This window comes from Saccharothrix algeriensis, assembly GCF_016907655.1.
Lineage (GTDB): Bacteria > Actinomycetota > Actinomycetes > Mycobacteriales > Pseudonocardiaceae > Actinosynnema > Actinosynnema algeriense.
Genome location: NZ_JAFBCL010000001.1, coordinates 6,169,132 through 6,194,946, shown reverse-complemented (window position 1 = coordinate 6,194,946; position 25,815 = coordinate 6,169,132). Strand labels below are relative to the sequence as shown.

Sequence of the window (25,815 nt, the reverse complement as noted above, 5' to 3'; positions counted from 1 at the left end):
GTCAGCCGCGCGCGTCCTGCACGACCGTCTGCCCCGACTCGCGAGCGTGGCCCGCCACGTCGGCGGACGCGTCCTTGGCCTGCTCGGCCGTGGTGCGGGCGGCCTCGTTCGCGGTCTGGCCGACCTGCTGGGCGGCTTCCTGCACGGTGCCGCCCACCTCCTCCTTCAGCCGCTGCCCGGTCTCGGCGAGGGCCTCCTTGACCGGTTCCACGTACTCCGCGGCCCGCTCCCCCACCTGGCGCACCGCGTCCTGCTCGGCGCGGGTCGCGGGCAGCAGGGACGCGGCCAGGAGGCCGGCCCCGAACGCGACCAGCCCGGCGGCCAGCGGGTTGCCCTGGGCCTGGCGCATCGCCTGCTCCGGCGCCTCCCGGACGGCCTGGGCCGCCTGGCCCGCCGTCTCCGACACGGTCTCGGCGGCGCTGTGCGCCTTGTCCTGCACGGTCTGCCCCAAGCCCTGCTCGCGCCCCGGCGCGCCACCGGGCGTCGCCTGCGGCATGGTGCCCATAACCTTCTCCCTGAGGGTGGTCAGTCCGTGGCGCACGCTCCTGGTGCGCCGCTGCACGATGCGCTTCGGGCTCGTGCGGTCCACGATCCGGTTCGTGTCGGCCACGAGTTCGGCGCGGGTCTGGTCGATCTCCTGCCTTATCCGGTCGGGTGACGTGCCCATTCCGCATCCTCCTTCAGGGTTTCGATGGTGCGCTTCGGCTTGGGGGAAACGGACTTCAGCCTGGAGCGGCCCGCGCTGTAGAGCACGGCGCCCGCGATGCCCCAGAGGACGCCGACGATCAGCGTCGCCCACCCGAGGCCCACCGCGTACGACAGGCCGAACGCCAGGGCGAAGCTGAGCAGGACCACGGTCATGTACCCGGCGAAACCCGCCGCGCCGAGCATCCCGGCGGCCTTGCCCGCCTTGGCCGCCTCCTCGCGCAGTTCCGCCTTGGCCAGTTCGAGCTCCTGGCGCATCAACCGGGACAGGTCGTTGGCCAGCTCACCGACCAGCTCGCCCAGGGAGGTCTGGTCGTCCACCGGCGCCGCTCCGGCCACGCGCGGGTACTCGGCTTCAGGGCTGGACATGCGCGGAGCCTCCCCCTGGCGTGGTGTGCCGCGGACCCAGCGGAGCCGACGGGTCGGTGACGGGCGGCGGCACGGGCCCGGACGGGACCGGCGCCGTCGGCGGGAACTGCGTGGTCGGGGCGGGGGGCGGCGCGGCGTGCTGGCCGACACCCGTCGGACCGGTGCCCACCGGACCGGAACCCACCGGACCGGGGCCTACCGGACCGGAACCCACCGGGCCGAAGCCCGGCCGGTCGAAGCCGGGCTGCCCGGCGCCCACCTGCTCGCCTCGCGCCACGTCCGGTCGCCCGGCCGGGCCCGTGCCCTGCGGCGAGCCCGACGACCCGCCGGCGCTCTTCACCACGCGGCCCACCAGGAAGCCGGCCACGGCGGCGCCCAGGAGGAACGTCCCGGGCTTGCGCCGCGCGAAGTCCTGGGCGCTCTCCAGCAGGCCCCCCGCGCCGCGCTCGTCGAGGAAGCGCGCGGCCTGGCGGCCGGTGTCCGCGACCTGGCGCAGCGCACCCGCGGCCGGCGAGCCCTCGGAGGAGTGCTCGGCCATCGAGGACAGCTCGTCGGCGAGCTTGGTGATCCCCTGCGACACTCGTCGCGCCTGGTCGTCGGCCTCCCGGCCGATGCGCCGGCGCACGTCGTCGACGACCTCCCCGGTCTGCCGCTTCGCCTCGTGGGCGACCTGCCGGGTCTGCTCCTTCGCGGTGGAGGCGACATCCGCGGCCGCGCCCTTCGCGTGCTGGGCGACGGCACTGCCCTCCTGCGACGCCGTGGAGGCCACCGCTTCCACCGTGCTGTCCGGCCCAGTGGACCGGCCTCGGGTGTCAGTCACCGGTTTCTCCTTCGGTAGTTGCTCTCGGTCCCACCGTCCACGTACCCCCCAGGTTTCGCGGACCAACCGATTCCGCGAACTTCCCCACAATTGGTTCAATCACGGGGGAACGGGCACCCTGCGGGCTTCGACCCGTGCGCCGGGGCTCCGACCAGCGGCGATCGGGCCGGCCGGGCGGTGCTCACCGTGCCGGGGCGCCTACCGCGGGCTACCGCGCGACCGGTCGGCCGGTCCCGGTCGGCGAGCATTCCGCGCCGACGGGGGAAACGCGTTCCGCGGGCGCGCCGCGCTCACCGGCAGCCGGCGTCGAGGGGCCGGGCGGACGGGGTCGGCGACCCGACGGGCTCCTGCGCCGCGTCCAGGTCGTCGAGCTGCTTCCGGACGCGCTCGGCGTCGGTGTCGCGGCCCAGTCGCCGGTACAGGTCCAGGGCCTCCTGCCAGGCGGCGCGCGCCCGGGTGTGCTGGCCGAGAGCGGCGTAGGGGTGGCCGAGGTAGTCGAGGGTGTCGACGGCCTCGGTCGTGTTGCCGACATCGCGGTAGAGGTCCAGGGCCTGCCGGTAGTGGTCGACGGCCCGCTGGTGGCGGCCGGTGCGGTGGTCGATGAAGCCCAGGCTGTCCAGGTCGTCGGCCACGCCGTCGGAGTCCTGGTGCCGCCGGTGCAGGGCGAGGGCGGCCCGGCAGTGGTCGCGGGCGGTGTCGTACTCGCCCAGGTGGGCTTCGTGCCAGCCCACCGTGTTGAGCGCGTCGGCTTCCCACACCGGCTGGTCCAGGCCGCGGTAGAGGTCCAGGGCGCGGCGGGCGTGCTCCAGGGCCTGCCGGTGGTCCGCGCGCTGCTCCCAGGCCCACGCGAGGGCGTGGTGGGTCCGGGCCTGCTGGACGGGGACGTCGTGGTGCTCGGCCACGGCGAGGGCGTGGTGCAGGTGCGCGACGGCCTCCTCGTGCCGCCCCAGCTCGGCGTGGGCGTGGCCGAGGCGCCGGCGGGCGTGGATGAGGGCGGCGGGGTCGGGCAGGTGCTCGGCGGCGTCGACGGCGGCCCGCCACACGGCCAGCTCGTCCTGGCGGTGCCCGCGGCGCAGGTGGAAGGTGTTCAGCGTCCAGGCCAGGTGCCACACGGCCTCGTGGTGGCGGTGGCCCGCGGCGATGTGCTGGGCGGCCAGCAGGTGGGGGTGGTGGGCGTCCAGCCAGGCCAGCGCGGCCCGCTGGTCGGGCAGCGGCAGCGGGCGGGAGCCGGGGGCGGGAGGGGCGAGCCGGACCACCGGGCGCAGCGCGTACAGCAGGTGGTCGGCGGTGTGCGCGGTGTGCCGGTAGAAGTCGACCACCCGCTCCAGGGCGGCCCGCCGCACCGGCTCCGGGAGGTCGCGGGCGAGGGTGGCGGCGTAGGCGCGGACCAGGTCGTGCATGGCGTAGCGCCCGTGCGGGCGCCGGTCGAGCAGCGAGTGGTCCTCCAGCACGCGCAGGACCCGGCGCGCCCGCGCCTCGGGCAGGCCGGTGAGCGACGCGGCGGCGGGCAGGTCGGCGTCCGGGCCGGGGGTGGTGCCGAGCAGCGCGAACACCGTCCGCTGCTCCTCGGTGAGGCGGCGCAGGGACCAGGACAGCACCGCGGGCAGGCTGGCCGCGGGATCGGTGTCGTGGTCCAGCGCCGCCAGGCCCGGTTCCCGCAGCTCCGCGGCGAACTCCGCCAGCGGGATGCCCGGCCGGGTGGCGGCGTGCCGGGCGGTGATCGCCAACGCCAGCGGGTGCCGCCCGCACAGGCCGATCAACTCCTCGACCACCCCCGGGTCGGCCCCGACCCGCCGGCCCCCGAGCCGACGCGCCAGCAGCGCGCGGGACTCCTCGCGGGAGAGCGCGCCCAGCGACAGGTGCCGGGCGCCGTGCCGGTCGATCAGGGAGGGCAGCACCACGCGGCCGGTGACCAGCACGGCGCACGACGCGCTGCCCGGCAGCAGCGGCACGACCTGCTCGGCGGTCGCGGCGTTGTCCAGCACCACCAGCACCCGCCTGCCCGCGACCAGGCTGCGGTACAGGGCGGCCAGGGCGTTCAGGTCCGCCGGCAGCGCGTCCGGGTCCGCGCCGAGGGCGGCGAGGAACCCGCGCACGGCGTCGACCGGCTCGGTCGGCCGCCCGGCGGGGCTGAAACCGCGCAGGTCGACGAACAGCTGCCCGTCGGGGAAGCGGTGCAGGTTGCGGTGCGCCCAGACCAGCGCCAACCAGGTCTTGCCGACCCCGCCCGCGCCGCCGATCACCGAGACCACCACCCCGGCCGCGCCCGGCCCCGGGCCCTCGCCGGCGGGGGGCGGCGCGGCGGCGGGCAGGGCGCGGTCCAGCTCGGCCAGTTCGCGGGCGCGGCCGGTGAACACCGCGGGCGCGGCCGGCAGCTGGCGGGGCGTCGCCACCGGCCGGCCCGGTCCCGCCGCGGGGGCGGCCAGGGCGGGGTCCGCGGCCAGGATGCGCTGGTGGAGGCGCCGCAGGTCCGGTCCGGGGTCGGCGCCCAGCTCGTCGGCCAGCCGGGCGCGCAGCCGCCGGTGGTGGTCCAGGGCGTCGGCCTGGCGGCCCGCGCGGTAGAGGGCGAGCATGAGCTGCGCGGCCACGTGCTCGTCCAGCGGGTGCGCGGCGGCGCGGGCGGTCAGCTCGGGCAGCAGCGCGACGTGCCGCCCGGCCCGCAGCGCCCGGTCGAGGCGGTCGGTGTCCGCGGCGAACCGCTCGCGCTCCAGCTCCTGGCGCACCGCGGCGGTCCACGGGGTGTCCAGGCCGGCCAGCGCCTCGCCCCGCCACGTCCCCGCGGCCCGCTCCAGCAGCTCCAGCGCGCGGGCCGGGTCGGGGTCGGCGCGGGCCTCGGCGACCAGGCGGCGGAACCGGTGCAGGTCGACGCGGTCGGGGTCGACCAGCAGGACGTAGCCGCCGGCGCGCCGCTGGATGGCCACCTCCCCCGCGACACCGCCGGCGGCCAGCAGGGCGCGCAGGAGGGACAGGTAGTTGCTGACCAGCTGCCGGGCCCGCCGGGGCGGGTGCTCGCCCCAGACCCGGTCCACCAGCCGACCGGTGGCGACCACCTGGTTGGCCTGGACCAGCAGCGCCGCCAGCACGCACCGCTGCCGGGCGTGCCCGAGCTCCACCCGCGCCCCGTCGGCCAGGACCTCGACCTCGCCCAGCACCCGCAGCTCCGCCGCCATCACCCAGCCCCTCCCCCCGGTGGGCCCGGGGCGCCGTGGAGGACTCCTGTCTAGGCCCGCCGCCGCCCCGCGCGGCACCACTGAACAGGGGATTCGCAGAACGTCGTGTTAACGGGTGGAAGCGGGCGGCCACGCTGTCGGTGCGGTGGAACGGACCACCGCACCGGGGTGGGCGCGCCGCGCCGGCGGTTGTCGGACCGACGAGGGGTACCGCCCCGCGCACCGCGCTCCCCGCGGGGACGAACGACGGGAACGGACGACAGGGGTGGAGCGACACATGCCGGTGACACGGTCGAGGCAGGGCGGACCCGGAGCGCCGTCGACGCCGGGCGGGCGCGCGGGGCCCGCCGGCCGCCGGGCGGTGCGCAGACCCCGCGGCACCGAGTGGCGCCGCGGGTGAGCGCGCCGACACCGCTGCCCTGACGTCCGCCGGTCGGCCGGCGGTTCGGCCGCCACCCGCCGAGCAGCGCCGACCGGCGCGACGCCTCGACAGCCGTCCCCCACCGGCTCGTGGCCGGGCCCCGTTCGCCGCCGGGACGTCCCCCGCCGGCGCGGGCGGGCCGCCGCCCTCGACGGTCACGAGCCGGTCCGGTTCCCCGCCGGCGCCCCGCCGGCGGTACTGATCCACGAGGAGGTCCCATGGTTCTGCTGAGCACGACCAACCGCAACCCCGACTTCGGCGGCAACGGCCCCAAGAACGGCACGTGCGGCGGAGGCTGCTGATCCGGCGACCGGCCGGGGCGGCGTTCGCCCGCCCCGGCCGGTTCCCACCCCGACCCCGGAGGGAACCGGCCATGTCCCCTGTCGAGATGTTGAGCTCCTACGCCGTGCTGAGCGAGCGGACCTACCGCGACCCCGCGGGTGAACCGATGCGCGTCCTGTACTCGACCAGGACCGGTTCCGCGGGGTGCGTGCCGGCGGCCGTGGCGGACCGCCTGCTCACCGGGCGGCTGCACGAGGTCGACGAGCGGACCCTGGCCGCGCTGCGGTCGATCGAGGCGCTGGTCGGCGTCGGCGAGGACGAGCGCACGACCGTGCTCGACCGCCAGCGCTCGGCGTGCGCGGACCTGAGCGAGCCGCGGTTCGTCCTGCTGCCCAGCCGGTACTGCAACATGGGCTGCGAGTACTGCGGGCAGGAGCACGTCCGCGGCGGCGTCGGGCCCGACCACCGCGCGGCGGTCGCCGCTCGGGTCCTCGCCGCCATCGAGGCGCCCGCGACCACCGCCGTCAAGATCAGGTGGTTCGGCGCGGAGCCGATGCTCGGCTACCCCACCATCCGCGGTCTCAGCGAGGCGTTCATCCGGTCGGCCGAGGAGAACGGCGTCGGCTACCACGCCCGCATGGTGACCAACGGGACGCTGCTGACCGGCGAGCGGCTGCGCGTGCTCCTGGACGAGTGCCGGGTCGTGGAGTACGACATCACCCTCGACGGCCCGCCGCGCGTCCACGACCGGCACCGGCCGCTCAAGCAGGGCGGGCGCTCCTTCGACCGCATCGTCGCGACGGTCCGGGCGGCGCTGGACGACCCGGCGCTGCACGAAGTGGTCTTCACGCTGCGGACCAACATCGACGTGCTGAACTCCGAGTGGGTCGACGAGTACATCGACCTGATGGCGGAGCACGGCTTCGCCGACGACCGGGTCAACTTCAACCTCGCCCCGGTGTACCCCTGGGGCAACGACGTCAGCGCGCGGGAGATCCCGCGCCGGGAGTACGCGCTGCGCGAGGTCGCCTGGATGGAGCGGATGCGCCGGCACGGGTTGCAGTTCGTCGCCCTGCCCTTCGAGCCGGTCACCCAGCTGTGCGCGGCGGTGACCAGGTCCGCCGAGATCATCAGCAGCACCGGGGCCGTGTTCTCCTGCTCGGAGCACCCGCTCGTGCCCCGGCACGAGGCGACCGGCGGCCTCGGCCGGGTCGGCGAGCTGGTGCCGGCCCAGCGCCGCCCGGTCGGCCCGTTCGACGACTGGCACGACGCCATCGCGGCGGGTGAGACGCCCTGCCACGGCTGCCCGATCATGCCGGTGTGCGGCGGCGCGTGCCCCAAGCAGTGGCGCGAGGGCAACGTGCCGTGCCCGCCGATGAAGTTCACCCTGCAGGAGCGGCTGGACCTGGTCGCCCGGATGAACGGGCTCACCGCAGGCGGCGAACCGGCCGGCGGGCGTGGGTAGCCGCCTCCCCGTCCTGGTCAACCGGGAGTTCACCCGGCTCTGGTTCGCCCACTCGGCGTCGCAGTTCGGCGACCTGGTCTCCGACACCGCGCTGCTGCTGTGGGTGGGCGTGCTGCTGCTGGGCGGCCGGCCGCAGGCCCCGGTGGTCAGCGGGGCGATGCTCCTGACCGCGACCGCGGTGTCGCTGGTGGTGGCGCCCGTGGCCGGTGTCCTGGTGGACCGCTGGGACGAGCGGCGGGTGATGCTGTGCGCCGACGCCGTTCGCGGCGTGGTCACCGGGTTGTTCGGCCTCGCCCTGCTGGCCCCGCCCGAGCGGCTGGGCGTCGACGCCCGGCTCTGGCTCGGGTTCGGGGTGATCGTGGTGTCCTCGGCGGCGGCGCAGTTCCACGCCCCCGCGCGGATCGTCCTGCTCCGCGACGTGGTCCCGCCCGACCGGTTGGGCCGGGCCTCGGGCTACAACCAGACCACCTACGCGGTGCTGAGCATCTGCGCGCCCGCGCTGGCCGCCCTGCTCGTGTTCGGCATCGGCATGGCCGCGACGCTGCTGGTCGACGCGGCGACGTTCCTGCTGTCCTGGTTGGCCGTCCGCTCCCTCCGGACCGCGGCGCCGGCGGCCGGCGGCGAGCGGGAGGCCCGCGACCGGTTCCGCGACCGGCTGGTCGGCGGGTTGCGGGCCGCCTTCGGCAGCCGCGCGCTCAGCGGCCTGCTGGCCGCGATCGGCCTGGCCGGCCTCGCGACCAGTGCGATGACCGCGCTGATGGTCTACTTCGTGCAGTACAACCTGCACGCCGACGGCGTGTGGTTCGGCGCCGTCGAGAGCGCCCTCGCGCTCGGCGCGGTCGCCGGCGGCCTGCCGGCCGGCCGGCTGGGCGACCGGGTCGGCCACTGGCGGGTGTACGGCGCGAGCCTGCTCGCGCTGGGGCTGCTGGTCGTCGGCTACGCGCGGCTGACCGCGGTCACCCCGGCCCTGCTCGTCGCCTGCGGGATCGGAGCGGCGCTCGGCGCGGCCAACGCGGTCTTCGTGCCGCTGCTGGTCGGCCTGGTGCGCCGGTCCGAGCTGAGCCGGGTCTACTCGCTGGTGAACACCACCAGCCAGACCGCGTCCCTGCTCTCGCTGGTCGTCTCGATCGGCCTGGCCGGCTCGCTGCTCACCAGGTCCGCGGAGATCTCGGCGCTGGGGCTGCGGATGGGCCCGATCGACGCGATCTTCACCGTCGCCGGGCTGCTCTGCGTCGTCGCCGGCTGCTGCGTCCTGCGGGTGCGGGACGGCACGGCGGTCGCCGGGGCCGCCGACGCCCGCCCGGGCCCGGCGCGCGAGCAGCCGCGCAACGCCTGAGGCATGGCCGACCGGCCACGGCGGTCGACCGTGCCGGGCGCTCGGCGTGGGCCGGTCGCGGCGCGCCCGAGGGGCACATCGGGCACCGGCGGCGCCCCCGGTCTGCCCTCCCGCCCCGTCCGCCGGGCCCGGCGGGCGGCCACACTCGGCAGCGCACCCGGACGACGACCCCGGATGACGACCCCCGATGACGACCCCGGACGAGAGGAGCGGCCGTGCGCTCGCGCACCCCCGCCGGCAACGCACCCGAGCAGGAGGAGGCCCACGGGCACGCCGCGCCCGCTCCGGCGTCCCCGCTGCAGAACCTGCTGGACCTCCAGCGGCAGGTCGGCAACCGCGCGGTGAGCGGGATGCTGGCGAACGTGCAGCGGGCCAGCCCCGCCAGCTCGATCTCCACCCTGTCCCCGCCTCCCTCGGACATGGACCTGGACGAGCCTTACCCCGGCCTGGAGCAGGACAGGCCGGCGGAGCAGTCGGCGCAGGACCGGCAGCGCGAGTTCGGCGCGGTGGTCGCGGGCCACGGCGCGTTCAACGAGAACCACCTCGACCCCGAGGCCCCGAACAGCCGCCGGAAGGCCGCGACCTTCACCGTCCCGGACGGGATGGAGGTGATCATGTACGCGCCGCCCGGCGCCTACTTCGACGACCGCCCGGCCAACCGGGTCGAGCAGCTCACGTCCCTGTCGGCGGACGACCTGGAGATGAAGCACTCGGACAGCAACCAGGTCCAGCCCCTGCCGCCGGGCTACCCCAGGACGTACCGCGCCGGCGAACAGGTGATCAACTACACCGTCCAGAAGCCGGACGGGCTGAACGTCGAGAGCACCTCGATCACCGTCGACCGGCCCACGACGCTGAGCGCCCTGGTCGTGAACGCCGCCCAGGCCGGGCACACGAAGGTCCACTACGCCTGCTGCGGCAGCGGCCTCACCGACAACCCCCGGTTCCGGGACCTCTTCACGCACAGGGGGTGGTACGTGCGCTTCAAGGACCCTTCGGCCTGAGCGCACCCACCGCGCCGTGCCCCCGCGCGGCCCGCGCCCGGAACGACCACCGGCGCGCCACCGCGAGCGGAACCGAAGTCGCGCCGACGGCAGCCGAAAGGTGATTCCGGCCGGATCTCCCGCGGGTACGGTCGAACCGTCGTCGTGGAGCAGGATCGCAGGAGGTCGTCGTCGTGTCCGGTGGTCGGTCGTGAGGGAAGTCCGGGGCGACGAGGCGCTCGCGGGGGAACTGGTGGAGCGCATGGGTTCCCGGCACCCGGTGGTCGCCGCCGCCACGCTCTCGCCCCGCGGGGCGGCGGTGGCGGCAGTGGGCGCGCCGCTCGACGCGGACTTCGAGATCGGCTCGATCTCGAAGGGGGTGACCGGCCTGCTGTACGCCGACGCGCTCGAACGCGGGGAGATCGGCCCGGCGACCACCCTCGGCTCGCTGCTGCCGCTGGGCGCGGCGCCGGCGGCGGGCCTGGCGCTCTCCGCGATCAGCACCCACCGCTCGGGGCTGCCGGGCCTGCCCGCGTCGGCCGCTCCCCTGCGGCGGAGCCTCGCGCTGTGGCTGACCGGCGCCAACCCCTACGGCGAGACGCTCGACCAGCTCATCGCCCAGGCGCGCGGCGTGCGGCTCAAGCGGCCCCGCCCCCGGTACTCCAACTTCGGGTTCGAGCTCCTCGGCCACGCGCTCGCCGCCGCCGCCGGCACGAGCTTCCGGGACCTGGTCCGCGACCGGATCGCCGCTCCCCTCGGCCTCGACGCGCTCCACGTGCCCTCGACCCCGGACGAGCTGCGCCCCGGCGCGCTGGTCGGCGCCACCCGATCGGGGCGCGCACGCCCGCCCTGGACCGGCGAGGCGCTGGGACCGGCCGGCGGGATGCGCGCGACGATCGGGGACATGGCCCGCCTCACCGCCGCGCTGCTCGACCGCTCCGCGCCCGGTGTCAGTGCCCTGGACCCCGTCGCCGACTTCACCGGGCGGGTGGTGCGCATCGGCGCCGCCTGGATCACCCTCGAACACCGCGGCCGGCTCATCACCTGGCACAACGGCGGCACCGGCGGGTTCCGCAGCTGGCTCGGCCTCGACCGCGCCGCAGGCGCGGGCGTCGTCCTGCTGTCCGCGACGGCCGCCCCGGTGGACCGGCACGGGTTCGCCCTGCTCGCCCGGCTGACCGGGCAGGAGGGCCGCTAGGCGGTGAACCGCCCCGCGCCGGGGCGGCGGCGCCGCGCACCGCAGGGGGTGACGCTGCGCAAGTTGATCCTTGCCTATTCACCCGAAGGGCTTAATGCCTACCCCCACCTGGGGTGGGACTATGAGTACGGACGGCGAGGCGCTCGTGTCGGCGGGGAGTGACGACACCGAGCCGTGCCGGCACACCGAGGTCGCAGGGGGCACCACCCGGTGGCTCCCCCGCACCCTCGGCCGAGACCCCACCCGGGTCGACCGGGCGGAGTCCCACCGCGGCCCGCGAACACCCGGGCCGGAGTGCCGAGCGCGTCCGCTGAACCGGGGACAAGGGGGAGAACCGTGAAGAAGACGACGAAGGCGGCGGCCGTCCTGACGATCGCCGCCGCGACCACCGCACTGGCCGCCGGGACCGCCTCGGCCTCGGCCGCCGCCCCGTGGGTGAGCGACCCGGCCACCTGCTCCAACCCGCTCACGGCGGTGCAGCGGTCGGTCGGCGGCCGGGTCGTGCAGGTGCGCCACGGCAACTGCGGCGGCGTGCAGCACGGCTGGGGGCGGATCCTCGACCACACCGGGCCGGAGTTCATCCGCTTCGAGGTCGACCTCGACGGCGACCGGGTGGCGGACGACTTCTCGACCTACACGGCGGGCAGCCGCAACTACACGCAGGCTTACCCGACGAGTTCGAGCCCGAACCGCGCCTTCCGGGCGTGCTACGTGGCCGACCCGAACGGGTACTGCACCGCGGACAACTCCACCACCTGGTGGTGACCGCCGCAGCCACGGGGCCGTGACCGGGCGGTGTCCGGTCACGGCCGGGCGCGCAGCGGTTCGACGGGCCGAACCCGCCCGCACCACCACCGCGCGCCCGGCTCCCGGTCTGTCCCGTCGACGTGGTCGTCCCCATCACGACACCACAGTCTCCTTGCCGGGCAACGGGAGCAGCCCAGGTCAGTCCTCTGTGGACGAAATCGCGAACCCGACGGCCGACCTCGTGCCGGCCGTCGGGGCCGCGCCGCGCCGACGGGGCGCCGCCGGCCGGCCCGTTTGCCGCCGGCCGGGAGGGGTACGCCGAAGGGGATCGGGTCACCGGCTGCCGGTGGACAGGAGGAGCCATGCGAGCGCTGAAACGGGCCGCCGAGACCGAGCAGACGCTGCTCGTGATGCTGAGCATGGTCCCCCGCCTGCTGCGCGATTCCGGCTGGCGGCACCGGACCCCGGACGAGGGCGGCGGCCTCGGGGTGCTGCTCGTCCCCGGTTTCGGGTTCGGCGACCGCAGCCTCGTCCTGGCCTCGGCGTGGCTGCGGGCGCGGGGGTACCGGCCCGCGCCGGCTCGGATCGGGCTCAACGTGGGCTGCACGAGCGAGCTGGTCGACCGCATCGAACGGCGGCTCGAAGAGCACGTCGAGCGCACCGGGCGACGGGTGGTCGTCCTGGGGCAGAGCCGCGGCGGCTGGCTCGGCCGGCTGGCCGCCGCGCGCCGGCCGGACCTGGTCCGGGGCCTGGTGACGCTCGGCTCCCCGGTGCTGGACCCGCTCGGCGTCAGCCCCCGGGTGGTCCGGGCCGCGAGGGCGCTGACGCGGCTGTCCGCCCTCGGCGTGCCCGGCCTGCTCGACGAGGACTGCTTCACCGGCCCCTGCTACCACACCAACACGGCCTCCCTCGCCGCGGAGCTGCCGCCCTCCGTGCCCGCCCTGGCCTTCGCCTCCCGCCTCGACCGCGTCGCGCCGTGGGAGCTGTGCCAGGACCCCAGCGCCGAGTGCGTCGAGATCCGCAGCAGCCACACCGCGATGGGCCTGCACCCGGACTTCTACCGCATCCTGCGACCGAAGCTCGCCGCCTGGGCCGCGGCCGACGACCTGGCCCCGTCCCCCGTGTGACACAAGGGGAATCGGCAACCCCACGGCGCCGCAGCGGTTCCCCGCGCGACGGCGGGCGGGGCACCGACCGCGCCCGCCCGACCCGCGCGGCGCCCGGTCCCCTCCCCCGCACCGCAACCGGCCCCGGCCGGCGGTCCCGGGCCGCCCGCCGAGCCGGCACGTCGGGCGTCAGTCGCGCCACTGCCGCGTGGGCGGCACACCCGGGAGTGGCTTGCCGATCAGGGCCAGGGGGAGGAAGAAGCAGACCTGGCCGATCGCCGTGATGAGCGTGACGAGCGCCTTGTCCTCGTAGTGGGCCGATGCCCGGGCGTACAGCTCGTCGGGGACCCGTTCGCCGTGCGGGTTGGGGGTCAGCACGGCTTCCACCAGCGCCAGCGCGACCCGTTCGGGCTCGCTGAAGTGGGGCGCGTCCCGCCAGGACGCGACCGCGGTGATGCGCTCCTCGGTTTCGCCCGCCTTGCGCAGGTTGCCGGAGTGCAGGGTGGTCAGGTAGGTGTTGCCGACGACCTGCCCGGCGCGCAGCTGCACCAGGCCGACGGTGGTCCGCGGGATCGAGCCGTTGCCGGTGGCCTTGAACAGGGCACCGGCGACCTGCCCCAGCTCGGGGACGAGCGCGGTCGGGTCGGGCAGGCGCGATCGGGAGTTGTGCTGCGTGGCGGTCATGGGGTGTGGTCCTCTCCGGTTTCCGCTGTGGACACCGCGTTGACGCGTGGCGGGCCGCGGATGTGACCGCCGGCCGCCGCGGACCCGCCGGGCCGGGCTACCGGTCACATCCCGGGCGTCCCGTTCGTCAACCATTCGACCGCCGACCCGAGAGGTGACCGTGAACGACAGCGATTTCCTGGCCCGGCGCTTCGAGCAGCACCGCGAGCACCTGGGAGCGGTGGCCCACCGGCTGCTCGGCACGCGGGCGGAGGCCGACGACGCCGTCCAGGAGACCTGGCTGCGGCTGGCCCGCTCCGAGGCCGGGGACATCGACAACCTCGGCGGCTGGCTGACCACGGTCGTCAGCCGGGTCTGCCTGGACGTGCTGCGCGCGCGCCGGCAGCGCCGGGAGGACCCGCTCGACGACCGGCTGCCCGACCCGGTCGTCACCGACGAGGTCGCCGACCCCGAGCGGCAGGCGCTGGTCGCGGACTCGGTGGGCCTGGCGCTGCTGGTGGTGCTGGAATCGCTCACCCCCGCCGAACGGCTGGCGTTCGTCCTGCACGACCTGTTCGGGATGCCCTTCGAGCAGGTCGCCCCCGTCCTGGACCGCACGCCGGCCGCGGCCAGGAAGCTCGCCAGCCGGGCCCGCCTGCGCGTCCGGGGCGCGCCGCCCGCCACCCGGCCCGCACCCGCCGCCCACCGCCGCGTCGTCGACGCCTTCCTGGCCGCCGCCCGCGGCGGCGACCTCGACGCCCTGCTGGCGCTGCTCGACCCCGACGTCGCGCTGCGCGTCGACGGCGGCAGGGCGCTCCCCGGCGGGGTGCGGGTCCTGCGCGGCGCCGCGGCCGTGGCCGGGCAGTTGGCCACCTTCCGGCGCATGGCCACCCGCTGCGCCACCCGCCCCGCGCTGGTCGACGGCGTGGCCGGGCTGGTCAACACCGTCGACGGCGAGCTGTTCTCGATCATGCGCTTCACCGTCGTCGAGGAGCGGATCGCCGGGATCGACGTCCTGTCCGACCCCGACCGCCTGCCCCACCTCGACCTCACCCGGCTGCGGCGCTGACCCGGGCCGGGTCGGCGGCGCGCTCCCCCGGCGACCGCGCCGCCGGGGCCGGCCCGGTCCCGCCCGTCAGGACGACGCCGCCGCCCGGTGGTCCAGGCCGCGCCGACCGGGCAGGACCAGCGCCCCGTCGGTGACGAGCATGAAGCGCTCCATCCCGGGGACGCAGGTGTTGAGCACGGCCAGGTGGTCGGTGACGTGCCGCTGCCAGGCCCAGGCGCGGTAGCCGGCCCGGTCGAGCAGGCGCAGCAGGGCGTCGAGGTGGTCCTGCGGTGTGGCGGGGGCGTCGGTGTCGGCGAAGGCGACGGGCCGGACCCTCCCCGGCGCGGTCAGGTCGGCCAGGTAGCAGCGGTGCAGCGCCGGGTGGGCGGTGGTGCGCGGGACGCGCCCGGCGCGGGGGTCGGCCTCGTGGGTGGCGATGCTGTGGATCTGGACCAGCTCGGTCAGCGCGCGCTCGGCGGCGTAGCGGGCCGACAGCGACGCCCCGCACCCGCGCACCCGCGCGGGCCGGCCGGCCGGCGCGGCGGTGTGGGCCCAGTAGGCGGGCACGCCGAGGTCGGTGGTCATGTCGACCAGGTGCACCGGCTGCCCGAGCAGGTCCTCGGCCCGGCGGTGCAGCGCGGCCAGGTCGTCGGGCAGGGTGTCGGGGCGGGTCACGCGCAGCGGCGCGGGCCGGCGGACCAGGAAGCGCTCGACGAGCAGCAGCGACATCGCGTCGCGCTCGATGATCTCGTTGATCGCGTGCACCGCCGCCTCGACCGGGGTGGTGCCGGCGGCCCAACCGCTGTTGAGGGAGTAGCGGCGGGCCGCGGAGTAGTCGTAGGTGTCGCCGAGCGCGGCCCGCTGCGCGGCGCGGTCGCGCCTGAGGTGGTCGGGCGCGGACAGGAACACCGGCAGAGCGCGCTCGGAGCCGTCGAGCAGGTCGCGGTAGGGCAGGCACGCCAGCGGGCGGTCCGGTCCCGCGGCGAGCACCGCGAACGCGGCGTCGCCGGCCAGGCCGTCGGCGGCCTCGTGCGCGCCGAGCACCCGCACCCCGTCGGCCGGCAGGTCCCTGCTGAGGTGGTGCTCCAACGCCTCGAACAGCGCGCCGACCCGCGCCGCGGGGGAGGCGCCCTTGCCGGAGCCGTCGCCCCCGACGACGGGTTCGCCGTCGCGGCGCAGGACGCACCGCCACGCGCCCGGGTCGCCGGGCGGCACGGGGGTCAGGTGGGCGGTCAGCCCGAGTTCGGCGAGCGCCCGGTTGCCGTGCGACCAGGCGCGGGCGAGGTCCACGGCCCGCTCGCCGGACCGCGCGCCCGCGCGCTCGGCCTCGGTGTCGATCACGACGTGCGACATGGCGGTCCCTCCGACGGCGGTGCGCTGGCCCGGTGCCCGGTGGCGCGGGTGGAGGGCCGCGTGAGACCCCCCACCCGCTCCCGGACTACCGCGGGGCGGCCTGCGGTTGCCCGTCCTCGATCCCGGCCAGCAGCTCCTGCTCGTCGGCGGTCAGCGTCAGGCGGTCGTCATCGTCGTCGTCGCTGAACACGTCGGTGAAACCCATGGTGAATCTCCGTTCCGTGGTGGCTCGGGAGCGCGGCATGGACAGCTCCCTCCCCCGGAGCTACCCGCCGGGCGCCCGCCACCGACGACTCCGACCTGTTCGAGGGACAACCACCCCACGAGCGCGTGATGCCCATGCCGCCGCGCAGGGTGAATTCCTCCGGAATGCGGCGTCGGACGGCACCGCGCGACCCGGGCCGGTGGCCGGCGTTCCGGTCTGCGCGGATATTCCAGCCTGCGCGGCGGAAATGCTCTGTTCCGCACTTGGGCGGTGGTCCTCGTGGCGGCTCCGACACGGCTTTCCGGCGGCACTTCGACGATTTCTCCCCGCAGCGGCGCACAGCGGGCCCATCCTGGGTCCGAGCGGTCTCCGGAAACCAGCGGGGGCCGTGACCGAAGAGGGGGAACAACAATGCGGAAGACGGCAAGGGCAGGGCTCGTCGCGGGGTTGACGGGGCTGGCGGTCGCGAGCGCGATGGCGGGGACCGCCGCGGCGGCGGCACCCGACCCGGGGGTGATCGTCATCCAGGGCACCTGCGGGGACACCTACGACCCCTCGGTCAGGGGCGGCGCGGCCGGCTGGACCATCACCTGCGGTGGCGGTCGGGTCCGGGCGCAGGGCTGGGTGAAGGACACCAAGGCGGACGGCAAGGCCGCCGAGGTGTACGGCGCGTGGGGGGACGGTGCGAGTTTCGGCACCGTTCGCGCGGGGGGCAACGGCAAGCGGGTGAGCTTCGACAAGAGCCACAGCGGCAAGGTCGTCAAGCTCTACCTGCGCGTGGTCTAGCACTCCGAGCGTCGACCCGAATTACGTCGACGCATTCCGGCGGCAAAGGGTAGGACGTTTCCACCACTGGTCGATTTCCGACCCCGGGCCGCATTCCCGGCACGGCGCAGCCGGTTGTCGGGGAAGTCGATTCCGGTGGTCACCCGCGACGACGGGTTCGTCGTCGCGGGTGACCACCGCGGTGTTGTCCGAGCAAGCCGGTACCGCGCGGCCCGCCGGCGCTCAGGCGTCCCGGCACCGGTCCCGGACCTCGGGGCGCTGCCGGAAGCCGGCCGACCGGTAGGTGGCGACGGCGCCGACGTTCGAGCCCGGGGTGCAGACGACCGCGCTCGACGAGCCCAGCTCCCGCAGCGCGGCCGCGGCGGCGAGGGTGATCGCCCTGCCGTAGCCGTGCCCGCGGTGCTCGCGGTGCACGCCCATCGGCTCCAGCAACCCGGGCTTGCCCGGACCGGCCGACCACACCGTCACCGCCGCCACCGCCTCGCCCCGCTCGTCGTGCGCGACCAGGCACCGGGCGTCGGCGTACGGCGACCCGGCCGCCATCGCGCGCCAGCGCTCGTCGGTGAACGTCGACCCGTCGAACGACGCCCGCTGCACCGCGGCCCGCACGTGCGCCCGCTCCGGCCCGACCACCTCGATCCGCACGCCCGGGTCCTCCACCGGCTCCGCGAGGTCGCGGCGCAGCGGCGTCCACGGCTCGTCGGCCCGCCAGCCGCACTCGGGCAGCAGGTCCCCGACCAGCGAGCCCGTCGGCGCCTCGACGCACGCCTTCCCCTCCCCCAGCACGCCGCGCCCCGGCTCGGTCAGGTCCTCGACCAGCCGCCGCGCCACCTCCTCGTCCCGCAGGGCGTCCGGCGCGGTCGCCAACCGCAGCAGCGCGGGGCCGTCCAGCAGCCCGACGGCGAGCACCCGCCCGTCCCGGCTCCAGGTCCGCACCGCCGCGGCCGTCGCCTGCGGGCCGAACCGCAGGAACCAGCCCAGGTCTCCGGGGTGCAGCTGCATCGGCGCCCCCTCGTGCTGCCACTCCCGCAGCGCGCCCGCTGCCTCGTCCACCCCGTCGATCCCCGGCTCACCCAGCGCAACGGCCACGACCCTGATCACACACCACCTCGCCGGTCACCCGCACCCCGGTTTCCGCTCGGCGCGTCACCGGGCCTCCCGGCTCCCGTCGAGTAGCGCGGAGACCGCTCGCACCGCACCGACTGCGCAGTCCACAAAGGACATAACCGGTCGGCGGACCGCCCCCGGCGGCGCCGGGTGTTGCTCCGGTCGGGTGAGGGCCGAAACCGGGGCGGACGGAGGCGCGTCGAGGTGGGCGGGGAGGTTCCGATGATCGTGGTGGTGCTCGTCGCGGCCGGGTGGCTGTGCGCGGCGGTGGCCCTGGTGCCGGGGGACGGCGCGGGACGGGAGGAGGCGGGCTGGACGATCTTCACCGTCGCCGCGGTGGTGGCGGTGGTGGCCTTCTTCGTGCTGGTGCGCTGGATCGGGGGGCAGCGCACGCTGGCCGTGCTGATGACCGGCTACGTCCTGTACTGGTTCGTGGTGGAGACCCGCTCGGGGATCACCGGCCCGGGTCCGGCGGTGCTGGCGGTGGGGCGGTCGCGGTGCTGGTCGCGGCCTTCCTGCGGCGACGGCTCGACGGCCGGGGGGACGGGCCGCGCGCGGCGGCCGGGCGCTGGTGGGCCGTGACCGCCGCGGTCGCGGTCGTGGTGGCCGCGGTCGCCGCGCCGGTGGCGCAGCGGCGGGTGGTGGTGGAGTCGTCCACCGCGGCGCCCGGTTTCGTCGCGATCGTCCGCCACGAGTCCCCGCACGTGACCGGTTTCCCCGGCTGACCACGCGGGCGGGCGGCGTGCCCGGCACGCCCGCGGCCTCCGCGAGGTCGGCGAACACCGCGCGGTTGAGCCGGAACACCCGTTCGCCTCGGCGACCACGGCCGCCTGCCGCGCGCGTCCCACGGCGCGGTGTCCGGCAGCCGCCTCGGAACGGCTCGGGCCCGGGGATGCCGTCGAACGCGAGGACCGCGCGCCGTCGCCGGTCAGCCCGAGGTGCGCGGCGAGCCCGCGCCGGATGACCCGCCCGCCGAACAGGTCGCCGAGGTAGCGGGTGCAGTGGTGCGCGACGAACGCCGTCGGCGAGCCGGGGCACAGCGGTCGACGTACCGCCGGGTCGCGGGCAGCGGGTCGGGCGCGGTGAACCGGTCCGCTGCCGGCGAGCCAGGCCAGGTCGGCTTCGAGCGCGGCGGGGCGGGGCGGACGAACGGCCCCACCACCCCGTCGTGCCGCCACACCTCGCCCGCCTGTTCCAGCGCGGTGCGGAAGTGGTGGCTCCGGCCGGGCAAGGCCGCCCACGCGCCCCGGTCCGGCAGGCCCGCCGGGAACGGCGACGCCTCGGCCCGCTCGTGCTCGTACCGCGTCGCGGCCCGCAACCGCACCGACAGCGGTTCGCCGCGACTTCGCGCGTGCCCCACCCGGTACCCCACCGGAACGCCGGCGCGGGCCCGTGCTCCGCATGAGCCGACCCGCCACGGCGTCCGCCGCGCGGGGCCCGGGACGCCTGCGGCCCGGGCGCGCCGACCGCCGCCGGGCGCGTCCGGGCCGGCCCGGGATCAGGAGGCGAACACCGGGTAGTGGTCGGAGTAGTCGGTGTAGGAGTGGGTGGTGAACCAGGAGGTGACCGTCCACACCGGACTCTTCACCCGGCGGGTCTCGTTCGCCAGCCTCGGACCTCGGAGGGTCAGGACGTAGTCCAGGTGCTCGGGGGCGTGCTCGGGCCCGTACTGGTCCCGGCAGACGCTGTTGTCGGCGCAGTCCCAGGAGTGCCGGTGGCCGGTGAACACCGGCGCGGCGGCCCCGAGGTCGGCCAGCATCACCGGGTACTCGGCGCTGTCCCGGATCACGTTGAGGTCGCCGGCGACGTAGAGCGGCTCACCGGCCGGGATGCGCTCGGCCGCGACGAAAGCCGCGATCTCGGCGCGCTGCCCGGCGCGGACGGAGCCGGGAGCGGTGGCGCAGGCGGGGTCCTCGGCCTGCGCGTGGGTGCCGATGACGTGCACCGGGCCGGTGGGCGCGGCGAGGCGGACGTAGGCGAAGCCCTTGTTGGCCAGCCGGTCGGCGCCGCAGCCGTCGCGGTAGACGTGCTGGACCCGCCTGGTGATCGGCCACCGGCTGGCGATCGCGACGCCGCCGTCCTCCGCGGCCGCGTCGCGGTAGGAGCCCGCGGTGGCGTCCCAGCCGGACCGGGTCCGGCCGACCGTGGGCGTGCGGTGCGGGTAGTCGCCGGCCAGGTTCGCCAGCAGCCGGTCGCCCGCGGTGTTGTCGAACAGCTCCTGGAGCACGACGACGTCCTGACCGGCGAGCACGCCCGTCCGGTGCACCAGGTCGGCGCGGTCGAGCTGGCCCCAGTTCGGGTACAGCGCCCGGGACAGCAGGAACGCGTTGTACGAAGCGATCTTCGGCGCGGTCGGCGCGGCGACCGCCGGGGAGGGCGTCCCGACCAGCACCAGGGCCGGCAGGGCGGCCAACGCGATCAATTTTCGCATTTTCACGAGGGCGATGCTGCAAGCAGCCCCCCGCCCGCACAAGGTCCGCCGCCCACCGGTCAGCCGCCCGGTCCCGACTGTTCACCGGCGCGCCCCCGCGCCGTCGACGCCCGTTCCCGCCGCACGGCGGGCCCGGGACGCCCGCGGGGGGCGGGCCGCCTCGGCCCGCCCCCCGCGAACGCGGTGGTGCTCAGCGCCGGTTCAGACCGGCGTGCAGCCCCTTGATCAGCTCGCCCTGCGGCGTGTCGCCGTCCAGCGACCAGATCATCGCGCCGCCGAGCTTGCGGTCGCGGATGAACTTGCCCTTGCGCTTGAGCTCGGTCGGGTCGTCGTAGTTCCAGAACGTGTTGCCGTCGAACAGCCAGGCGTGGCCGGCCTTCTCGTCCCGGTAGAGCTTGAACTTCCCGCTCTCCAGCAGGGTCTTGAGCGTGCGGTAGTCCTCGAAGCCCGCCTCGTAGGTGCCCGGGGCGGCGCCGGTGGACTGCTGGAACAGCCCGTTGTTCTGGTTGGTCACACCGGTCCAGCCGCGACCGTAGTACGGCACGCCGAGCGTGATCTTGTGCGGCGGCGCGCCGCGCTGGATGTGCGCGTCGACGACGATCTCACCGCTGTCCTTGGGCGTGGTCGGGTCGCCCTCGGGCACGCGGATCGCCGACTGCTGGTTGGTGGTCCTCTCCCAGGTGCCGTGGTAGTCGTAGCCCTGCACGGTGGCGAAGGTCAGCAGCTTGTAGACCTCGGCGAGCTCGTACCCGCGGTCCATCGCCTCGCGGTTGGCGGGCAGGAACGCGGTCAGGTCGTAGAGCTTGCGGTCCCTGATGCTCTGCTTGAACAGCTGCACGCGGTACTCGCGCAGCAGCTTGGTGAAGTTCTGCTTGTCCTCGGGGCGCACGACGTTGCCGACCTCGCCCGGGGTGGCCGGCCACTCCCAGTCCAGGTCGATGCCGTCGAACACGCCCTTGGCCGCGCCGGCGGGCGCGCCCGGCAGGTTGCCCTTGAGCCACAGGTCGATGCAGGACTTCACGTGCGCCGCGCGCGACTGCGGGGTGAGCGCGGCGTTGGAGAAGTACTTCGAGCCCGTCCAGCCGCCGAGCGAGATGTAGACGCGCAGCTTGGGGAACTTCTTCTTGAGCTGCTTGATCTGGTTCAGGTTGCCCGCCAGCGCCTGGCCGGGCACGTCGGCCTTGCCGCTGACGGACTGCTCCGCGGTGAACTGCCGCTGGTAGTCGGCCACCGGGTCGGAGCTGACGCAACCACCCTTCTCGTCGAGCAGGCCGAAGGCGTAGTTGAGGTGGGTGAGCTTGGCCGCGGTGCCGTTGTCGACTATGTAGCGGAGCGGGATGCCGCGGTCCTTGAAGCTCCACTGCGTGTAGTACCCGACGGTGCGGGCGGAGCTGCCGCCGTGGCGGTCGTGGGCCTGGGCCGGGGACGCGGCGACCGTCAACCCGATGGACAAGGCGCCGGCCACGAGGGCGGCTCCCCATCTCTTCATCGACATGGTTCTCCTTGCACTGGCAGCGACGACGGTAAGGTCCAGACCACGCTAGATGGAGGTCTAGACCACAGCTACGGCCGGACGGCGCAATCGGGAGCGGCGGACGCAGCAACGGCCCCGGATCCGGGCAGGTCCGATGGGCGCGCGGAACGCGTGGCCCACCGGACCGCCACTGCGCGCGAAGGTGTCGTCACGCGGCGCTCAGTCGCCCGGCCCGGGTCCCCCGCGTGCGGACCACCACCGGTCGGGCGCCGGCCGCGTCACCCCGGACAGTGGACGTCCTCCCCGGTGAGCACCCCCGGAGCCGCCCAGCCGCTGTTCCCGCCGAGGCCCTCGTACGTCCAGCACCACGGCTCCGCCGCCCTGGTGGAGGTGGTCCGGAACGGCCTGCCGTCGTCGTCCACCCGCGTCTCCCTCGTCTCCCCCGCCGAGGACCACCGCAGGTGCAGCCGCCACTCGACGTCCTCGTCCGGCGAGAGGCCGGTGAACACCAGCACCTCGGGGTCGGTCGAGCTGACCACGAAGGGGAAGGGCACCGCGGGGTGGACGGTGGGACCGTCGCGACCGGGCCTGGGCACCGCCTTCGGGGCCCGCTGCGCGAGGTCCACGTCGAAGTGGCGCGGTGATCGGCTGCTGCCGCAGATGCCGGGCAGGTAGGCGCCCCGCATCGGCGGGCGGCGCGACACCACCTCGACCCGCACGGAGTGGAGCACGACCGCGGTGCCGTGGCGGCCCTGGACGGTGACCTCGACGTGGCCGCCGTCGCCCAGCACCGAGTCCGGCGGCCACAGCTCCGGTTGGCGCACCGGGATCGTCGTAGACCGCGTCTCCGGGACGACGCGCCCGTGGCGGCACGTCTGCGGGACCGCCTCCCGGGTGGTGATGTCCAGCGGCGCCAGCGCCCGCTGCGGGTCCGGGGGGACCCTCCCCGGCGGTGTCGCGGTGAGGCCGGTCCCGGCGGCCGACGCCGGGCGCGGCGCGCCCGCCACCGCGGTGACGCGCAGGGCGTCGACCCGCCACACCGCGACCAGCGCCAGCCCCAGCAGCGCCACGGCGGCGAACGCGAACCACGCGGTCGAGGCGTGCCGCGGCCGGTGGAAGACCACGTCGCCGGTCACGTCACGGCCGACCTGCACGGCGTTGCCCGTGAAGCGCCCGGGGGACAGGTTGTTCCCATTCACGGTCGTGTTGTCGGATCCGGCGGCAGTCGGGTTACCCGTTCGGCCGACGTGCCGGCGCGGTCGGCCCAGTGTTGACCCGAACGTGTGAACCTCCGGCGATTCCCGCGACCCCGCCGAACGGAACCGCTACCCACGTCCGCGGGGGTGCGTGGTGGCCGAAGTGCGATTGCTGGACGACGTGGCCGTGCTCGTGGCCGGTCGGCGGGTGGACCTGGGCCCGGCCCGGCAGCGGTGCGTGTGGGCCGCGCTGGTGGTGGACGTCAACCACGTGGTGTCGGTGGAGCGCCTGGTCGAGCGGGTCTGGGGTGGGGACGCACCGGTGCGGGCGCGGGGGACGCTGTCGTCCTACCTGTCCCGGCTGCGGCAGGCGCTGGCCGGCGCGGGCGGCGTGGAGCTGGTGCGCCGGTCGGGCGGCTACCTGCTCGCGGCCGAGGAGTCCGCGGTCGACCTGTGCCGGTTCCGCGCCCTGGCCCGCCGGGCGCGCGGCGCCGAGGACGCCGAGGCGGTGCGGCTGCTGACCGAGGCGCTGGACCTGTGGCGCGGGGAGCCGCTGTCCGGGTTGACCGGCCCGTGGGCGCAGGCCGAGCGCGACCGGCTGCGCCAGGAGGAGCTGGCCGCCCGGCACGAGCTGGTCGACGCCAGGCTGCGCGCGGGCCAGGGCGGCGAGCTGCTGGCGGAGCTGTCCGCGCGGGCCGCGCGGCACCCGCTGGACGAGCGGGTGGCGGGGCAGTACCTGCTGGCCCTGCACCGGGCCGGGCGGTCGGCGCAGGCACTGGAGCACTACCGGCTGACCCGGCAGCGGCTGGTCGACGAGCTGGGCGCCGACCCCGGCCCGCCGCTGCGGGAGCTGCACCGGCGGATCCTGGCCGCCGACCCGGCGTTGACCGCCGCGCCCGGCGGGACCGCCCGCCCGGTGGTGGCGCCCCGGCAGCTGCCCGCCCCGCCGCGGCACTTCACCGGCCGCGCCGCCGAGCTGGACGCGCTGGACGAGGCGCTGGACGACACCGGGGGCCCGGTGGTCTCCGTGGTCGCCGGCGCCGGCGGGATCGGCAAGACCTGGCTGGCGCTGCACTGGGCGCACCGGCACGCCGACCGCTTCCCCGACGGCCAGCTGTTCGTCGACCTGCACGGCTTCAGCCCCGACGGCGACCCGATGGACCCGGCCGCGGCCGTGCGCGGCTTCCTCGACGCCCTGGGCGTCAGCCCCGACCGCCTGCCGGCCGACCCGCACGCCCAAGCCGCCCTGTACCGCAGCCTGGTCTCCGACAAGCGGGTGCTGCTCGTGGTCGACAACGCCGCCCACGCCGACCAGGTCACCCCGCTGCTGCCCGGCGGCCGGACCTGCGCCGTCGTGGTCACCGGCCGCACCCGGCTACCCGGCCTGGTCACCGCCCGCGGGGCCCGCCACCTGGCGCTGGACGTCCTGGCCGAGGGCGAGTCCCGCGCCCTGCTGACCGCCCGGCTGGGCCGGGCGCGCGCGGGAGCCGACCACCCCGCGGTGACCGACCTGGTCAGGCTGTGTGGCGGCTTCCCGCTCGCGCTCGGGGTGATCGCCGCACGCGCCGCCACCGAACCCCACCTCCCCCTGGCCGACATCGTCGCCGAGCTGCGCGACCACGGCCTGGACGCCCTGGACTCCGACGACCCCGCGGCCAGCCTGCCCGCGGTGCTGTCCTGGTCCCTGCGCCGGCTCACCGACCGGCAGCGCACCGCGTTCGCCCTGCTGGGCATCACCCCCGGACCCGACATCGACCTGCCCGCCGCCGCGAGCCTGACCGACCTGCCCGACCGGGACGCCCGCGCCACCCTGCGCGCCCTGGCCGACGCCTCCCTGCTCGACCACCACCCCGGTGGCCGCTACGCCACGCACGACCTGATCCGCGCCTACGCCACGAGCCTCGCCCACGACCTGCCCGAACCCGTCAGGTCGGCGGCGCTGGAGCGGGTGGTGGACTGCTACCTGCACACCGCCCACGCCGCCGAACGCCTCCTGGAACCCCACCGCCCGCCGCACCCGCTCGACCCGCCCTCCCCCGGCGCCCGCCCCGAGCCGCTGCCCGACGCCGCGACCGCGCTGGCCTGGTTCGACACCCACCACCCGCACCTGCTGGCCGCCCAGCACACCGCCGCCGCCCACCGGCGCCACCGGGCCACGTGGCACCTGGCCTGGGCGCTGACCACCTTCCACCAACGCCGCGGGCACCGCCACGACGACCTGGCCGCGTGGCGGGCCGCCGCCGACGCCGCCGAGCACCTGCCCGACCCCGCCGCCCTCGTGCTGGCCCACCGGTTCCTCGGCAACGCCCACGCCGAGTCGGGGCAGCACGAGCAGGCCGTCGAGCACCTGCACCGGGCCCTCGCCGTGGCCGAGCACCACCACGACCACGCCCAGCAGGCCCACACCCACCACGCCCTCGCGTGGGCGTGGGGGCAGCGCGGGGACGACCGGCGGGCCCTGGGACACGACCTCCGCGCCCTGGACCTCTGGCGCGGCCTCGACGACCCGGTGGCCGAAGCCCGCGCGCTCAGCGGGGCCGGCTGGTCGGCCGCCCGCCTGGGCGAGCACGACACCGCCCGCGAGCACTGCCGGCAGGCCCTCGTCCTGCACCGCCGCCACGACTACCCCTACGGCGTGGCCGCCACCCTGGACACCCTGGGCTACATCGACCACCACACCGGCCGCCACGAGCAGGCCGCCCACCACTACCGGCAGGCCCTCGCCGTGCTCCGGGACCTGGGCGACACCACTCACGCCGCCGACACCCTCGACCACCTCGGCCACGCGCTCGCCGCCCTGGGCCGGCGCGCCGAGGCCCGCGCGGCGTGGCGGGAAGCCCTGGAGCTGTACCGGGAGCAGGGCCGCGACGCCGGCGCCGACCGCGTCCTGCGCCGGCTCGACGGGTCCGACGGCTCCGACGAGGCCACCGCCGACGAACCCGGTCCCTGA

Annotated in this window: 21 protein-coding genes and 1 pseudogene; 11 read left to right on the top strand and 11 right to left on the bottom strand. The window is 76.1% G+C overall.

Annotated elements, in window-relative coordinates:
* Window position 1: 1 nt before the first annotated feature.
* The 4 genes from JOE68_RS28025 to JOE68_RS28010 all read right to left on the bottom strand — a co-directional run bounded on the left by JOE68_RS28025 (window position 2) and on the right by JOE68_RS28010 (window position 5,064).
* A complete protein-coding gene (locus JOE68_RS28025; RefSeq protein ID WP_204845380.1) occupies window positions 2–667 on the bottom strand; it encodes a DUF3618 domain-containing protein in 666 nt (221 codons plus the stop codon).
* Complete coding sequence (locus tag JOE68_RS28020; RefSeq protein ID WP_204845379.1) at window positions 643–1,074, bottom strand: phage holin family protein; 432 nt, start codon at window positions 1,072–1,074, stop codon at window positions 643–645. Before JOE68_RS28020 ends, JOE68_RS28025 begins: the two co-directional genes overlap by 25 nt.
* The gene (locus tag JOE68_RS28015; protein WP_204845378.1) at window positions 1,061–1,894 is read right to left on the bottom strand and encodes a hypothetical protein; all 834 of its coding nucleotides are present in this window, start codon (window positions 1,892–1,894) and stop codon (window positions 1,061–1,063) included. The genes JOE68_RS28020 and JOE68_RS28015 overlap by 14 nt, the downstream gene beginning before the upstream one ends.
* Window positions 1,895–2,184: 290 nt before the next feature.
* Complete coding sequence (locus JOE68_RS28010) at window positions 2,185–5,064, bottom strand: AfsR/SARP family transcriptional regulator (protein WP_204845377.1); 2,880 nt, start codon at window positions 5,062–5,064, stop codon at window positions 2,185–2,187.
* A 794-nt stretch (window positions 5,065–5,858) separates the two neighbouring features.
* On the opposite strand from JOE68_RS28010, the gene JOE68_RS28005 reads away from it, so the two are divergent.
* From JOE68_RS28005 to JOE68_RS27980, 6 genes are all read left to right on the top strand, one after another.
* On the top strand, window positions 5,859–7,232 hold the full coding sequence (locus JOE68_RS28005) for a radical SAM/SPASM domain-containing protein (RefSeq protein WP_204845376.1): 1,374 nt from the start codon (window positions 5,859–5,861) through the stop codon (window positions 7,230–7,232).
* Window positions 7,225–8,568 (top strand): MFS transporter, encoded by a 1,344-nt coding sequence (locus JOE68_RS28000; RefSeq protein WP_204845375.1) that lies wholly within the window; start codon window positions 7,225–7,227, stop codon window positions 8,566–8,568. The genes JOE68_RS28005 and JOE68_RS28000 overlap by 8 nt, the downstream gene beginning before the upstream one ends.
* Window positions 8,569–8,783: 215 nt before the next feature.
* A complete protein-coding gene (locus JOE68_RS27995; protein WP_204845374.1) occupies window positions 8,784–9,572 on the top strand; it encodes a putative adhesin in 789 nt (262 codons plus the stop codon).
* Between the two features lie 190 nt (window positions 9,573–9,762).
* Window positions 9,763–10,749, top strand: a complete 987-nt coding sequence (locus JOE68_RS27990; RefSeq protein ID WP_307819941.1) for a serine hydrolase domain-containing protein — start codon at window positions 9,763–9,765, stop codon at window positions 10,747–10,749.
* 336 nt (window positions 10,750–11,085) lie between these two features.
* Window positions 11,086–11,514, top strand: a complete 429-nt coding sequence (locus JOE68_RS27985) for a hypothetical protein (protein WP_204845373.1) — start codon at window positions 11,086–11,088, stop codon at window positions 11,512–11,514.
* Window positions 11,515–11,858: 344 nt separating this feature from the next.
* On the top strand, window positions 11,859–12,623 hold the full coding sequence (locus tag JOE68_RS27980) for an alpha/beta fold hydrolase (RefSeq protein ID WP_239562377.1): 765 nt from the start codon (window positions 11,859–11,861) through the stop codon (window positions 12,621–12,623).
* A gap of 168 nt (window positions 12,624–12,791) precedes the next feature.
* Here JOE68_RS27980 and JOE68_RS27975 read toward each other — a convergent pair whose 3' ends face one another.
* Window positions 12,792–13,286, bottom strand: a complete 495-nt coding sequence (locus tag JOE68_RS27975) for a carboxymuconolactone decarboxylase family protein (RefSeq protein WP_204845372.1) — start codon at window positions 13,284–13,286, stop codon at window positions 12,792–12,794.
* A gap of 160 nt (window positions 13,287–13,446) precedes the next feature.
* On the opposite strand from JOE68_RS27975, the gene sigJ reads away from it, so the two are divergent.
* Window positions 13,447–14,334 carry an RNA polymerase sigma factor SigJ gene (gene sigJ, locus JOE68_RS27970; RefSeq protein ID WP_204845371.1) on the top strand — a complete coding sequence of 296 codons (888 nt, stop codon included), beginning with the start codon at window positions 13,447–13,449 and terminating at the stop codon, window positions 14,332–14,334.
* A gap of 66 nt (window positions 14,335–14,400) precedes the next feature.
* Here the strand turns inward: sigJ and JOE68_RS27965 are convergent, their stop codons facing one another.
* A complete protein-coding gene (locus JOE68_RS27965) occupies window positions 14,401–15,666 on the bottom strand; it encodes a YcaO-like family protein (RefSeq protein WP_204845370.1) in 1,266 nt (421 codons plus the stop codon).
* A 616-nt stretch (window positions 15,667–16,282) separates the two neighbouring features.
* On the opposite strand from JOE68_RS27965, the gene JOE68_RS27960 reads away from it, so the two are divergent.
* Window positions 16,283–16,657, top strand: coding sequence for a hypothetical protein (locus tag JOE68_RS27960; protein ID WP_204845369.1), 375 nt, complete (start codon window positions 16,283–16,285; stop codon window positions 16,655–16,657).
* A gap of 222 nt (window positions 16,658–16,879) precedes the next feature.
* Here JOE68_RS27960 and JOE68_RS27955 read toward each other — a convergent pair whose 3' ends face one another.
* The gene (locus JOE68_RS27955; RefSeq protein WP_204845368.1) at window positions 16,880–17,746 is read right to left on the bottom strand and encodes a GNAT family N-acetyltransferase; all 867 of its coding nucleotides are present in this window, start codon (window positions 17,744–17,746) and stop codon (window positions 16,880–16,882) included.
* Between the two features lie 240 nt (window positions 17,747–17,986).
* On the opposite strand from JOE68_RS27955, the gene JOE68_RS27950 reads away from it, so the two are divergent.
* Together JOE68_RS27950 and JOE68_RS27945 are read left to right on the top strand one after the other, a co-directional pair.
* The gene (locus JOE68_RS27950; protein ID WP_204845367.1) at window positions 17,987–18,346 is read left to right on the top strand and encodes a hypothetical protein; all 360 of its coding nucleotides are present in this window, start codon (window positions 17,987–17,989) and stop codon (window positions 18,344–18,346) included.
* Window positions 18,343–18,489 (top strand): hypothetical protein, encoded by a 147-nt coding sequence (locus JOE68_RS27945; RefSeq protein WP_204845366.1) that lies wholly within the window; start codon window positions 18,343–18,345, stop codon window positions 18,487–18,489. The genes JOE68_RS27950 and JOE68_RS27945 overlap by 4 nt, the downstream gene beginning before the upstream one ends.
* A 246-nt stretch (window positions 18,490–18,735) precedes the next feature.
* On the opposite strand, the pseudogene JOE68_RS27940 reads toward JOE68_RS27945, so the two are convergent.
* The 4 genes and pseudogenes from JOE68_RS27940 to JOE68_RS27925 form a co-directional block, all read right to left on the bottom strand.
* Window positions 18,736–19,167: pseudogene (locus JOE68_RS27940) on the bottom strand (hypothetical protein); the annotation flags it as partial.
* Between the two features lie 95 nt (window positions 19,168–19,262).
* Complete coding sequence (gene sph, locus JOE68_RS27935; protein WP_239562376.1) at window positions 19,263–20,195, bottom strand: sphingomyelin phosphodiesterase; 933 nt, start codon at window positions 20,193–20,195, stop codon at window positions 19,263–19,265.
* A gap of 190 nt (window positions 20,196–20,385) precedes the next feature.
* The gene (locus JOE68_RS27930; RefSeq protein ID WP_307819940.1) at window positions 20,386–21,684 is read right to left on the bottom strand and encodes a glycoside hydrolase family 18 protein; all 1,299 of its coding nucleotides are present in this window, start codon (window positions 21,682–21,684) and stop codon (window positions 20,386–20,388) included.
* Between the two features lie 263 nt (window positions 21,685–21,947).
* A complete protein-coding gene (locus tag JOE68_RS27925) occupies window positions 21,948–22,868 on the bottom strand; it encodes a hypothetical protein (protein ID WP_204845362.1) in 921 nt (306 codons plus the stop codon).
* 160 nt (window positions 22,869–23,028) lie between these two features.
* Here JOE68_RS27925 and JOE68_RS27920 point away from each other — a divergent pair, with 160 nt between their 5' ends.
* The gene (locus JOE68_RS27920; protein WP_307819939.1) at window positions 23,029–25,815 is read left to right on the top strand and encodes an AfsR/SARP family transcriptional regulator; all 2,787 of its coding nucleotides are present in this window, start codon (window positions 23,029–23,031) and stop codon (window positions 25,813–25,815) included.

What these genes read in the sequence shown, in the direction of transcription:
- JOE68_RS28005 (WP_204845376.1), top strand. Translation starts at nt 5,859, where the DNA reads ATGTCCCCTGTCGAGATGTTGAGCTCCTACGCCGTGCTGAGCGAGCGG.
- JOE68_RS27930 (WP_307819940.1), bottom strand. Translation starts at nt 21,684, where the DNA reads ATGAAGAGATGGGGAGCCGCCCTCGTGGCCGGCGCCTTGTCCATCGGG.
- JOE68_RS28010 (WP_204845377.1), bottom strand. Translation starts at nt 5,064, where the DNA reads ATGGCGGCGGAGCTGCGGGTGCTGGGCGAGGTCGAGGTCCTGGCCGAC.
- JOE68_RS27975 (WP_204845372.1), bottom strand. Translation starts at nt 13,286, where the DNA reads ATGACCGCCACGCAGCACAACTCCCGATCGCGCCTGCCCGACCCGACC.
- JOE68_RS28020 (WP_204845379.1), bottom strand. Translation starts at nt 1,074, where the DNA reads ATGTCCAGCCCTGAAGCCGAGTACCCGCGCGTGGCCGGAGCGGCGCCG.
- JOE68_RS27980 (WP_239562377.1), top strand. Translation starts at nt 11,859, where the DNA reads ATGCGAGCGCTGAAACGGGCCGCCGAGACCGAGCAGACGCTGCTCGTG.
- JOE68_RS28025 (WP_204845380.1), bottom strand. Translation starts at nt 667, where the DNA reads ATGGGCACGTCACCCGACCGGATAAGGCAGGAGATCGACCAGACCCGC.
- sph (WP_239562376.1), bottom strand. Translation starts at nt 20,195, where the DNA reads ATGCGAAAATTGATCGCGTTGGCCGCCCTGCCGGCCCTGGTGCTGGTC.
- JOE68_RS27960 (WP_204845369.1), top strand. Translation starts at nt 16,283, where the DNA reads ATGCGGAAGACGGCAAGGGCAGGGCTCGTCGCGGGGTTGACGGGGCTG.
- JOE68_RS27965 (WP_204845370.1), bottom strand. Translation starts at nt 15,666, where the DNA reads ATGTCGCACGTCGTGATCGACACCGAGGCCGAGCGCGCGGGCGCGCGG.
- JOE68_RS27950 (WP_204845367.1), top strand. Translation starts at nt 17,987, where the DNA reads ATGATCGTGGTGGTGCTCGTCGCGGCCGGGTGGCTGTGCGCGGCGGTG.